Source organism: Micromonospora sp. NPDC048999 (assembly GCF_040649295.1).
Taxonomy (GTDB): Bacteria; Actinomycetota; Actinomycetes; order Mycobacteriales; family Micromonosporaceae; genus Micromonospora.
In genome coordinates, this window is sequence record NZ_JBEZFI010000077.1 from 1 (window position 1) to 10,966 (window position 10,966).

The 10,966-nt window shown below is 68.7% G+C and carries 10 protein-coding genes and 1 pseudogene; 5 read left to right on the top strand and 6 right to left on the bottom strand.

Features of this window, described 5'->3' with window-relative positions; translation table 11 throughout:
• Positions 1–852 precede the first annotated feature (852 nt).
• Together AB0C02_RS32850 and AB0C02_RS32855 are read right to left on the bottom strand one after the other, a co-directional pair.
• A complete protein-coding gene (locus AB0C02_RS32850) occupies positions 853–1,869 on the bottom strand; it encodes a LacI family DNA-binding transcriptional regulator (protein WP_357553111.1) in 1,017 nt (338 codons plus the stop codon).
• A 4-nt stretch (positions 1,870–1,873) separates the two neighbouring features.
• Positions 1,874–3,376, bottom strand: a complete 1,503-nt coding sequence (locus AB0C02_RS32855) for an alpha-L-arabinofuranosidase C-terminal domain-containing protein (protein WP_357553112.1) — start codon at positions 3,374–3,376, stop codon at positions 1,874–1,876.
• A gap of 210 nt (positions 3,377–3,586) precedes the next feature.
• Between AB0C02_RS32855 and AB0C02_RS32860 the strand changes: the two genes are divergently transcribed.
• The 3 genes from AB0C02_RS32860 to AB0C02_RS32870 are packed head-to-tail and all read left to right on the top strand — an operon-like array spanning position 3,587 to position 6,618.
• On the top strand, positions 3,587–4,831 hold the full coding sequence (locus AB0C02_RS32860; protein WP_357553113.1) for an extracellular solute-binding protein: 1,245 nt from the start codon (positions 3,587–3,589) through the stop codon (positions 4,829–4,831).
• A 27-nt stretch (positions 4,832–4,858) separates the two neighbouring features.
• Positions 4,859–5,800, top strand: a complete 942-nt coding sequence (locus tag AB0C02_RS32865; RefSeq protein WP_357553114.1) for a sugar ABC transporter permease — start codon at positions 4,859–4,861, stop codon at positions 5,798–5,800.
• Entirely contained in the window at positions 5,797–6,618 is an 822-nt protein-coding gene (locus AB0C02_RS32870; protein WP_357553115.1) for a carbohydrate ABC transporter permease, read from the top strand. Before AB0C02_RS32865 ends, AB0C02_RS32870 begins: the two co-directional genes overlap by 4 nt.
• Positions 6,619–6,806: 188 nt before the next feature.
• Here AB0C02_RS32870 and AB0C02_RS32875 read toward each other — a convergent pair whose 3' ends face one another.
• The 3 genes and pseudogenes from AB0C02_RS32875 to AB0C02_RS32885 all read right to left on the bottom strand — a co-directional run.
• Positions 6,807–7,328: an FBP domain-containing protein gene (locus tag AB0C02_RS32875; RefSeq protein WP_357553116.1), complete on the bottom strand. Its 522-nt coding sequence runs from the start codon at positions 7,326–7,328 to the stop codon at positions 6,807–6,809.
• Positions 7,329–7,491: 163 nt separating this feature from the next.
• On the bottom strand, positions 7,492–7,809 hold the full coding sequence (locus AB0C02_RS32880) for an RNHCP domain-containing protein (protein ID WP_357553120.1): 318 nt from the start codon (positions 7,807–7,809) through the stop codon (positions 7,492–7,494).
• 141 nt (positions 7,810–7,950) lie between these two features.
• A pseudogene (locus AB0C02_RS32885) lies at positions 7,951–8,328 on the bottom strand (RNHCP domain-containing protein); the annotation flags it as partial.
• A 516-nt stretch (positions 8,329–8,844) separates the two neighbouring features.
• Here AB0C02_RS32885 and AB0C02_RS32890 point away from each other — a divergent pair.
• Positions 8,845–9,174 carry a hypothetical protein gene (locus AB0C02_RS32890; RefSeq protein WP_357553117.1) on the top strand — a complete coding sequence of 110 codons (330 nt, stop codon included), beginning with the start codon at positions 8,845–8,847 and terminating at the stop codon, positions 9,172–9,174.
• 134 nt (positions 9,175–9,308) lie between these two features.
• On the opposite strand, the gene AB0C02_RS32895 is transcribed toward AB0C02_RS32890, so the two are convergent.
• A complete protein-coding gene (locus AB0C02_RS32895) occupies positions 9,309–9,995 on the bottom strand; it encodes an AEC family transporter (protein ID WP_357553118.1) in 687 nt (228 codons plus the stop codon).
• A gap of 158 nt (positions 9,996–10,153) precedes the next feature.
• Between AB0C02_RS32895 and AB0C02_RS32900 the strand changes: the two genes are divergently transcribed.
• A complete protein-coding gene (locus AB0C02_RS32900; protein WP_357553119.1) occupies positions 10,154–10,825 on the top strand; it encodes a hypothetical protein in 672 nt (223 codons plus the stop codon).
• The last annotated feature ends 141 nt before the right edge of the window (positions 10,826–10,966 follow it).

The following is a 10,966-nucleotide window of genomic DNA, read 5'->3' on the forward strand; positions in this document are numbered from 1 at the left end:
TTTGGCACTGGCTTATCAAGCACCCTGTTGAGTTCTCAAAGAACAACCACACACCATCCGAAAGCCCCGCACCGCAGGACCCCCATCCGGGGCATTTCGTTCGTCTGTCCCCGCCGCTCTCGCGCCGGGCACTTTTACTACGTTAACCGGTGGTTTCTGCCGTGTCAAACCGGTGTTTCGCGGTTTGGCGAGGCTTCCACCCTTTTGCCGGGCACCCCGATTCGACCGACTTCCGTCGGGCATTCCGAGGATTTCAGCAGGACGGCCGCTGCGGTCTCCCGCTCACTCGCCCGTTTCCCTGCCGGCCGATAACCTTACCCGGTCGGTTCCGCCCCGCCAAATCCGCCTCCCGGCGGATCCGGGGCACCGCCCGGTTTCAGTCAGCATCGACCAGCGAATGCTCACGGTAACGGCCTACGCCCCCTGACGTAACCACACCCGAACTGAACCTCAACCACGATGCTCTGCTACTCGTCGACGCCCGAGCGGTGGAGCAGCCGACCGTCGCTCGCTCATCGGCACGTCGCGCGTCGTCATCCGGACAGCCGGCTTCGCTGCGCGACGCGCGGTCTGCGGCAAGCGCGCAGTGGTACGCCGAAGCGGGCGCGGCTGTTACACAGTGCGACCGGCCGGGACGGCGGCCGTAGGACTCGGGGGTAACGGTCTCATCCGCTGGCCGCGGCACCGCCGTCACCTACCTGTCGGCGTCGGCGTGACGGTGGCGAACGGGTGGGGTTGGCCCGTCATGGCCGCGAGGGCGGTGGCGACGGCGTGCACGTCTGCCTTGATTTAGGTGGTGGTGGCGGGCGGGTCCGCGGCGGTCGGTGTGGCCGGCGTAGGCGCGGGCCACCGTCAGGCCGACTTACGCACCACGAGCGAGCAGTCCGTGAACACTTCGGTCGGCGGCGTGCCGCGGCCGGCGACGCGCGCAGCGAGCAGGTCGACGGCCTGCTTGGCGATCTGCGCGGTGCCTGGCTCAATCGTGGTGAGCGGCGGCGCGGTGAACTCCGCCATCGCCACGTTGTCGAATCCTATGACGGCCACGTCGTCGGGCGCGCGCATGCCGCGGGCTGCGAGCGCGTGGAGCGCGCCGAACGCCATCGTGTCGTTGAAGCAGAAGACTGCATCGGGCGGCTGCGGCAGGCCGAGCAGGCGTGCCATGCCGGCGGCGCCGTCGCGCAGGTGCCACTCTTCGGCGGTGACGACGTACTCGGCGGGCACCGACAGGTCATTCTCGGCGAGAGTGTCACGGAATGCCTCGAGGCGCAGCGACGCGGCCGACGTGGTCGCTACGCGCGGGTTCGCGCCGATCGCGGCGATCCGGCGGTGGCCGCGGTCGACGAGGTACTGCGTCGCGAGCCGAGCCGCCTCGGTGTTGGCCATCGTGACGTGGTCGACGGGTCCGCGGAAGATCCGCTCGCCCAGGATGACCAGCCGGTCGTTGCCGGTGAGGTACCGCTCGTCGCCGGGCCCGAGCGCGTGGGGCTGGAAGATCAGGCCGTCGGAGTGTTGGCGGCGCGCGCCCGAAAGGATCGCGATCTCGTTCTCGCGGCGCGCACCGGTCTGCTGGATGACGACGGTCCAGTCCTGCCGCTCGGCCTCGGTCATGACGCGCCTCGCGAGGTCGGTGAAGTAGTCGATCCCCAGGTCAGGGATGGCGAGCGTGATCGTGCCGGTCCGTCCGGTACGCAGGCTGCGCGCCGACGTGTTCAGGCGGTAGCCGAGGTCGTCGACGGCGCGCAGCACGCGGTCACGCGTCTCGGGCCGCACCGATCTGTGCCCGGAGAGCACGTTCGACACGGTCCGGGCGGTGACGCCGGCGCGGGCACCGACGTCGGCCATCGTGACGCTCTCGCCCCTGCGTGCCATCTGCTCACCTGCCTCCGGCTGCGCTGCCGACGCGGACAGTGGCCCACGATACGGGCGGCAGCCGGAGCACGAGCGTCCCGTCCTCGAGCCGCGCGTCGAGCGGCCTAGGCGCGACGGCGTCGGGATCGTCGACCGTGTTCGTCGCCGCGGGGTCCGGCGCCCACAACAGCTCGGCGTGGTCGACGGAGCGCGGGGCCAGCTCACGCAGGTCGAGCGCGATGTCGGCGGCCATGGTCGTCGAGCGGTTGGCCAGGTGGACGAGCGCGTGGTCGCCGCCGGGTGAGACGGTCACGACGCACGTCGCGTCGGCGCCGCCCGTCGTGTCCGCCGCGGTGTCCAACACGGTGTGGCCCGCGCTGCGGGCGACGGCGGCGAACGGGTGGAACGTGGTCTGCCGCCAGGCGGGCCGACCGGGCTCAGCGCGGATCGGGCCGATAACGTTGACGAGCTGCGCCATAGCGGCGATGGCGACGACGTCCGCGTGGCGCAGGATGCTTTGCAGCAGCGTGCCGACCACGACCGCGTCGGCGAGCGTGTACTCCTGCTCGAGGATGCGCGGCGCCTCCTCGAACACGCGGTGCGGCTCGATCTCGTCGTACGACGTGTAGTTCCACACGTTCCACTCGTCGAGGCTGATGCGGATGTCGCGGTCGCTGCGCGTCGCGGCCTGCACGTATGTGATGGTCGCGGCGACGTCGTCGAGGAACCGGTCGAGCACATCGGACGAGCGCAGGAACCGCGTGCGGTCGCCCTCGTCGTAGAAGTAGATGTGGCACGACAGGTGGTCGACGAGGCCGATCGTGCGCGTCAGCACTTCGCGCTCCCACGTGCCGAACGTGGGCATCCGCTCGTGCGAGCTGCCGACCACGACGAGCTCGAGCGCGGGGTCGAACCGGCGCATCGCGGCGGCGGTCACTGCCGCGCGCTCGGCGTAGGCGGCCGCGGAGCGGTGGCCGAGCTGCCACGGGCCGTCGGCCTCGTTGCCGAGGCACCATAGGCGCACGTCGTGCGGCTCGGGCAAGCCGTTCGCGACGCGGGCGTCGGAGAGCGTCGTGCCGCCCGGGTGGTTGGCGTACTCGAGCAGGTCGAGCGCCGAGCGCGTGTCGCCGAGGCCGAGGTTGAGTGCGAGCATCGGCTCGACGTCGGCGCGCCGGCACCACGCCACGAACTCGTCGGTGCCGAACGTGTTCGGCTCGATCGTCTTCCAGGCGAGGTCGAGGCGGCGTGGGCGGGCGTCTCGCGGGCCGACGCCGTCGCGCCAGTCGTAGCCCGAGACGAAGTTCCCGCCGGGGTAGCGCACCACGGTGACGCCGAGCTCACGGACGAGCTCGAGCACGTCGCCGCGGAAGCCCTCAGGCGTCGCGGACGGGTCGTCGGGGGCATACAGCCCGCCGTAGACGCCGCGGCCCAGGTGCTCGACGAACGAGCCGAACAGGCGCGGGTTCGCGGTGCCGATCCGGCGAGCCGGCCGGAGCCTCAGCGGCGCGGCGGGGGTGTGCTCATCCACGTCGACGATCCACCTCTCTCGTTGGTTCATCGATGAAGCTAGGCGAGATCAGCGGCGAGTGTCAACGCGAGCAGCGATCGGCATAAATTGCAGAAGGGCTTGACGAGAACCCTTTCGACAGGCAGCCTCAGAGACCAAGTTCATCGATGAAACCAGCCTGAGTGCGCGGCGCCGCCGCATGGTCCAATGACGACACGAGGGAGACAGCCCATGAGGAACGCACGCCTAGCCCGCGCGCTCGTCGCGCTGGTGGGGACCGCAACGCTAGGTCTGGCGGCCTGCTCGTCCGGCAGTGGGGGCACGGCCGGCGGTTCGACCACCCTGACGGTCTGGCATTACTACAACACCGACGGACAGGTGCAGGGCTTGGAGCGGCTTGCGACCGCGTTCAAGGCCAAGCACTCCGGCGTGCACGTCCAGTTCCAGTACGTGCCGGTCGAGCAGATGACGACGAAGGCAGTCACCGCCGCGGGCTCCAAGAAGGGTCCCGACGTGCTGGTCTTCGGCGCTTCAGGCACCTACCCGCTGGCGCAGGCCGGCGCGATCAAACCGATGGACGACTGGTGGTCCACGTACCCCAGCGCCAAGCAGTTCCCCGACGGCGTCCTGCAAAAGATCGACGGCAAGCTGTACGGCGTCCAGGGCTACGTCAACCTGTTGGGCCTCTGGTACAACAAGGACCTCCTCGACCAGCTCGGCGCCCAGGTTCCCACCACGATCCCCGAGATGCAGGACGTGATGGCCAAGGCCGTCAAAGCCGGCAAGCAGGGCATCACGCTCACCGGCAAGCCGGGCCTCGAGAGCCAGTGGCAGGGCTTTCCCTGGTTTACGTCGAACGGGTTCACCTACGGGGATGCACAGGCCGCGCCCATGGCGCAGACGTACACGATGCTCCAGGACTGGATCGCCAAGGGATACCTGTCCAAGGAAGCGGCGACGTGGGACCAGGTTGCCCCGTTCCAACAGTTCACCGCGGGCTCGTCGGTCTTCGCGGTCAACGGCAACTGGCAGATCGCTGCCGCGGCCCAGGCCAAGTTCACGTACGGCGTCGCGCCTCTGCCGATCACGTCGCAGGGCGGCGTCCTGCTCGGCGGCGAGGTGCAGAACGTTGGGGCGTTCTCGAAGCACCCCGACCTGGCGAAGGAGTTCCTCGAGGACGCATTCTTCTCGGTCGACGGCGAGCTCACTCTGCTCGACGCGTTTGGTTCGATCCCGGCGCATGCCGAGGCCGCCGCGTCCGCGAAGATCAGCAATGACCCGATACTGAGCGTGTTCGGCAAGATCGTGCAGCAGCAGGGTCGCCCGTCGCCGAGCCCGCAGGTGCCGTCCAAGAGCGTCGATAAGGTGGAGACGCTCGTCGGCAACTACTGGTCGAAGGCGATCTCGGGTCAGGGCAAGCCGGATCAACTCGCCAACGAGCTGATCGACCAGCTCAAGCCCCTGCTGCAGGGCTGAGCTCGCATGAGTTCGAGCGTGCCCCCGGTGTCCGCACCGACGAGCACGACCGCCGCCGGCCCCTCCGCGCCCGCACGCGTGCGGAGAGGCCGGCGCTACGGCCGCGCGGTCGACCGTCGTACTGCCTTGGCGATTCCCGCAGGCGCCCTGTTGCTCGCGCTGGCCGTCTGGCCGCTCGCGCAGCTCGGGAGCATGAGCCTGCACACGGTCAGCGCGGCGACCCTCAACTCCACGTGGGACTTCGTCGGCCTTGACAACTACGCGGCGATGCTGCGCGAGCCTGACTTCGGTCAGGTCGTGGTCAACACGGTGGCGTTCGTCCTTATCGTGACCACGATCGGGATGGTCGGCGGCTTCATGGTCGCGGTCGCCGTCTTGTCGTCGACTCGCGGTGGCTCGTTCCTGCTCGGCCTGATGGTGTTCGTCTGGGCGTTGCCGCCGGTCGTCAACGGGTCGATCTGGAAGTTCCTCCTGGCCGACCAGGGCCTGGTCAACCAGGCCCTTCGAGCCCTGGGCGGCCAGGGGCTGGGCTTCCTCTACGACTCAAAGTTCGCCCTGTGGTCGGTCGCGCTGGTCAATGCTTGGGCGGTCGTACCGTTCAACGCGCTCGTTCTGCGCGCAGCGTTGCTCGGCGTCGACCCGCAGGCGCTTGAGGCCGCGGAGCTCGACGGAGCTCGCCCCTGGCAGCGGGCATGGCACGTCCTGGTGCCTGCGGGCCGCACCGCGGCGACCGTCCTCACCATCTTGACGATCGTGTACGCCTTCCGCAGCTTCGACTTCATCTACGTCATGACGTCCGGCGGACCGGGGACGGCATCCACGACACTGCCGTTCCTTGCGTACTCCGAGGCCTTCCTGACGCTCGACTACGGACGGGGAGCCGCCACGGCGCTCATTGCCCTGCTCGTTGTCGTCGTGCTTACGCTGATCTACGCCCGCGACGTCCGCCGAACCGAGGGAGAGGCATGACCCGGCGCCGCCGCGAACCCATCGCTTTCTCGATCCGCTCCCTGCTCTATGTGCTCTACGGGCTTCCGTTGCTGTGGATTATCCTCACGTCTCTCAAGAGCCAGGGCGAGGTGCTGTCGAGCCAAGCTTCGATCACATTCGATCCGACACTCGACGCGTATCGTGCTGCCATCGCTGACCCGGCGCTCGGTGCCGCTGTTCGCCAGTCGGCGATCGTAGCGATCGGCACGACAGCCGTGTGCCTCGCGCTCGCGACGCCCGCCGCATACGCGCTCGCCAGAGTACGGAGCGCGACCGTCGTGCCGGCGCTCACTCTTCTCGTCGTCCTCCAAATGGTGCCGCAGACCGCGAATCTCATCCCGCTGTTCTGGCTGCTATCGAAGTGGGGACTGCTCGATACGACGTTCGGCCTCGTGATCGCTGACGCCGCCATGTTCCTCCCCTGGGCGATCCTGCTGCTACGCCCGTTCTTCGGGCAGATCCCGACCGCGATCGAAGAGGCCGCACGCGTCGACGGCGCCGCCACCATCCGCACCTTCTGGTCGGTGGCGCTCCCTCTCGCCCGGAACGGGTTCCTCACCGTGTCCTCGGTGATCTTCCTCGTCTCGTGGGGCGAGTTCCTCTACGGCATTACGTTCATGCTCTCGCCCGAGAAGTACCCGCTGTCGTCACTGATCGCGGTTCAGTCCGGCGCATACGGCGTCGACTGGCCGGCGATGATGGCGTTCGCCGTCGTCTCCGCGGTGCCCGTGCTCGTGGTGTACGTGGCCAGCTTCCGGCTGCTGTCCTCGGGGTTGACCATTGGCGCAGTCAAGTAGCCGTCGTACCCGCACCAACCACCTCCCCCGACTCGCCCTGGCTGCATGACACCGTTCTTCAGTGCGCGCTCTCCGGCTGCGCGGGCTCCCATGCCGAGCAACGCTGGCGGGGCTGTGCTCGCCGTGGAGCTCGGCCCGCTGGGGTCGGGGAGGCGCGTGACCGGTCCGCACCGCGCCGTGCGGCGTCCTCACGTTCTGTGTCTGATGGTTCGTTCGGTGTCGCACAGCGAGCGAACAAAGGCGATCGTGCGTGTACGCATAGCTTTCCGGCGCGCCTGGATGATGTCGTCGGCCGGGGGGTCGAAGGGGTGGCGGATCAGCTTGGTGTGCGTATTGACCGCGCAGTCGAGATCGGTGCACAGGTGCAGGCCGAGTGTGTTCAGGCGTTCGCGTTTGTCACGGGATGGGCGCCTGGCGGTGAAGAGTGAGACCTCGTTGAACCGGCGGCTGGACCGGCACAGGTCGCACATGACCGCGCGCGATCCGAGTACCGCCTCGTTCGGAGCTTGCCGCAGCAGCACTCCCAGCGCCTGGCCGTCGGCCTCGGTGACAAGGTAGACGCGCTGCGGGGCGCGCAGGTCTCGCCACCCGAGGTAGTCGATCCTGTCCCACCTGACGTCGTCGAAGCGCACCGGCAGCCGGACTCGTTTCTCGGACGGGTCCAGGTTCACGATCGCGGCGCGGACCTCTTCCCTGGTCATGGGGCGCATGGCTACTCCTTTGCGGGTTTACACGGGGTGCGACGTGTCGTGCGGGGGTGAAGGTCTCCGGCTGGTTGGCGCGCCGGCCCGCCGCTCGCCTCGTCGGTGGGAACAGGCCGAGGACGTGGTCGCGCTGACCGACCGCGTCCTGTCGGTGGTGGCCCGAACGGGGTCACAGTGCGAGGAGCGTGCGGTGGGCCATGCGGTTGTCGCGCAGTGGTTTAAGCGCGAGGCATAACAGGGCCAGTGGGTTGTCGTCGCCGGCGATGCGGTTGGCGCTGAGCTCACCGCAGGACAGGAACTGGTGGATGATCATCCATTCGCCGTCTGGCCGGGCCGACATGCTCAGGGGTTCCATCCGGCCGCGGCAGCCCGCGGCCCGGTCGCCGGGGATGCGTCGGTCGACGTGCAGGCTGGCCAGGCAGTTCGGGCAGTGATTGCGGTGCGTGGTGCCGGGCGCGTCCACCGGCACCTCCAGCCGGCGGCCCACGCACCGGAAGTCGCGTCCCCGATGTCCGCGCTGGCTGTGGAGGATGTGCTTGAGCCGTTGCGGCCGACGCGCGGCCCGCGCGCGCCCACGGGTGTTGTTGCTGCGTCTCGGTATGGCGAGGTGTTCTCCTTTCCGGTTTCTGAGATCGCCGAGCGCTTCGAGCGGGATCGGTGGCTGCGCCAGGGGCCGTACGGCCGTGCGCATCAAGATGAGCTGGTTGTCGTCCGCGCACAGGGGGTTGGAGGTCAGCTCGTCGCAGCGCACGCAACGGTGGATGACCATCCAGTCACCGGTGCGCAGCACGGCGATGGCGATCGGTGACATCCGGCCCCGGCAGTGGCTCGGGCCGCCGTCGACGTGGTCCTCGACGTGCCGGGAGTGCACGCAGGACGGGCATTGGTTGCGCCGTGAGCCGTCGCCGGCGACCGCCGACACGGTCAGGCCGCACCACGCGCAGGCGAACGTGCCGGTCAGCGTGGTGCGTGGAGTGCTGGGGAGTGAGTTGTTGGTGCTGGACACCCGGGGTGCTCCTTGCTGGGAAGTCTGCGATGACAGCAAGAGCAGGCCGAGCGGCCTCGACGAAAACGGCCCACCCCAGGCACGCACGGTATGCGCGCGGAAACAGGGGGCGTGGGCTGGTTCAGGGCACCGGGAAATCACGTCCGGCTGCCGTCCGCGTGGGGACGGCGTCAGGGCAACGGACGGTCAGGCGGTGCAGCGAGGCGCACTCGGCGCGGGCCGGAACACAAAGCTCATTTCTAGGGCGCGCAAGGCCCCGAGTAGATCGAGAGAACTCCGCCACCGTAACAAGGCTCCCAGCCGGGAGCCAACGGATTTTCCTGAACCGCTCCATCGCGCCAGGAAGGGCTGGGGGTGCCTGGCCCGGGACCCACCGTCGCCCGCTCGCGTCGTCGGCACCGGTCGCCGGCGGCAGCCGGCCGGGGTCGCCCGTTCCCAGGTCGACCGACGCCAGGTAGGTCACCACCGTCTTGGACGAGTGGCTGTCCCGTGCGGAGAGCTGTGGCGAACTGTCGGATGCGCAAGTCGACGACGTTCCGTCGGGGGCTCACCGCCGCCACGCCCTCACCCGGCGCCAGGGCGGCGATCCTGCTTTCGTGGCTGGGCCGGCTCCCCATCCCCGCTGAGGCCCTGTGGGGTGAAGGTGTCCTGGTACGGCAGCTACTCGCCGATCTCAGGCCGTCCGACGTCGCGACCGCGGCCGCCGAAACCCGCACCGGACATGTCGCAACAGGGGTGATCAACCTGATCATGCACACCGGCGGCGACGGCACGCTGGCCACGGCCATCGGCCCGACGCTGCGTCAACTGTTCCCACCGGCACCTGCGGCCAACACCGCACGGTAGCTGTCGAACGTTCGGTCGGCCCCGTGACGCGGTCGGCGAGGCCCGACGCCGGGTCGCCGCGGAGCTGATCAGCGACCTCGAACGGGTCTATCAGCGGTCCAAGGAAGCCGACAAGGAACTCAAGGAAATGGTCGCTATCTCATGGTCACGCCGACGATGAACGGAAGCGTGGCGATCGAGAGCAGCGTCTGCGCGCCGGTGATGGACGCCATGAGGTGTGTGTCGCCGCCCATCCGTGTGGCGAGGACGTAGGCGGACCGTGCGGTCGGGGCGGCGCAAATGATGGCGATGCTGGTGAGCGTCGCGCCGCTGGCGCCGAGGGCGGTGGCGATGGCGACCGCTGCGAGGGGCAGGGCGATGAGCTTGAGGGCGGACGCCGACAGGATGTCGAGGACGTCGCGCCGCCGCAGGCGGAACGTGATCGCCGCACCTGCCGCCAGCGTTCCGCACACCAGGGCAGGCGCCGCGAGCATCTCGAGGGTGGTGGCCAGGAACGCGGGCAGCTTGAGGTGGAGCAGGTTCAGGGCGAGACCGGCGGCGCAGCTCTGGATGAGGGGGTTGTCGAGGAGTTCGCGCCAGAGCTTGGGCCGGTCGCGGTCGCCCCGATTGCCGTGTTTGGACAGGACGCCCACCGAGATGACGTTGACGAGCGGGACCATGACGGCGGCGGCCAGTGCGAAGGTGGCGACGCCTTGCGGGCCGTAGGCGGCGGAGGCGAACACGAGCCCGATGTAGATGTTGATGCGGATGCCGCCCTGCACCAGCGAGGTCAGTTGCGGGCCGTTCGCGCGCAGCGGGCGACGCAGCACGATGATGAGCATGGCGGCGACGACGACTGGGACGGCCAGGCTAAGCGATTTGATTGCCGATCCATAGTGGTCATAGAATTTCCGTTGTCGGGCGTTTTGTTTGGTATGCGGTCGGCGGAGAGTCGGGCTTGTCTGTTGTTCGGGTCCGGGTGGTGTCAGGGCGGTGGCGGGTGAGCCGGAAGTTGGCGTTGGCTTCAGGCGAGGCGGTGCGGACCGCGTGTGCTCGTGGGCTGCTGCGGACGGGTGTGGATGAGGCGTCCGGGGGTGTCGTGTCCCGGGCGGTGCTGGCGGAGCGGGTCGGTTGGTGTGCTGATCTAGTGGTGGGCATGGTGGGCGCCCTGCTTGGTGCGCATTGCAACGCGACCGATGTTGATGTGCTCGCCTCTGGGGTGGATGCGAGTGGTCGGAGGTTGCCGTCGAATGCGTGGATGGCGTTGCGGCGGCTGGGCTGGACGACCACCGTCCCGGAGGGTGTGCGGGTCAATGACCGGATCGTGCGGATGGTCCAGGAGCAGGCGGGGCGTGTTCTGCGGTCGGTGAAGTGGCGCGTCGACCTGACCGCCGGGGTCCTGTCGACCTGGCCCGCCGACCCGCGCCGGCGCACTCCGCTGGAGTGGGATCAGGTTCGTGCGGCGGTCCCGGGCGGGCAGGGGTTGCCGTCGACTGTGGTCAAGGGCCGGACCCGGCAGGCCGCCGCGTTCCTCACCACCAATGGTCGTCTGCCGGTGGATGTGTTCGAGTTGGAAGGCGCGCCGAGGGTTACGCGGATGTTGTTGTTGGCCGCGTGTGACCGGCAGCAGGCCACCATCGAACGCAGTGGGCCTGTAGGGAGATCTGTGTAACGGATGTCAATGGAAGTCCGTTATGGCCAGTAGAAGCTGGTCGACACAGATAGGAGCAGGGTGATGGCTATCTCTGTGGTGGAGCAGTACGACACGTCCGTCGGGGTTGATGGTGGGGTCGAGGCGTTTGCTGAGCAGGTC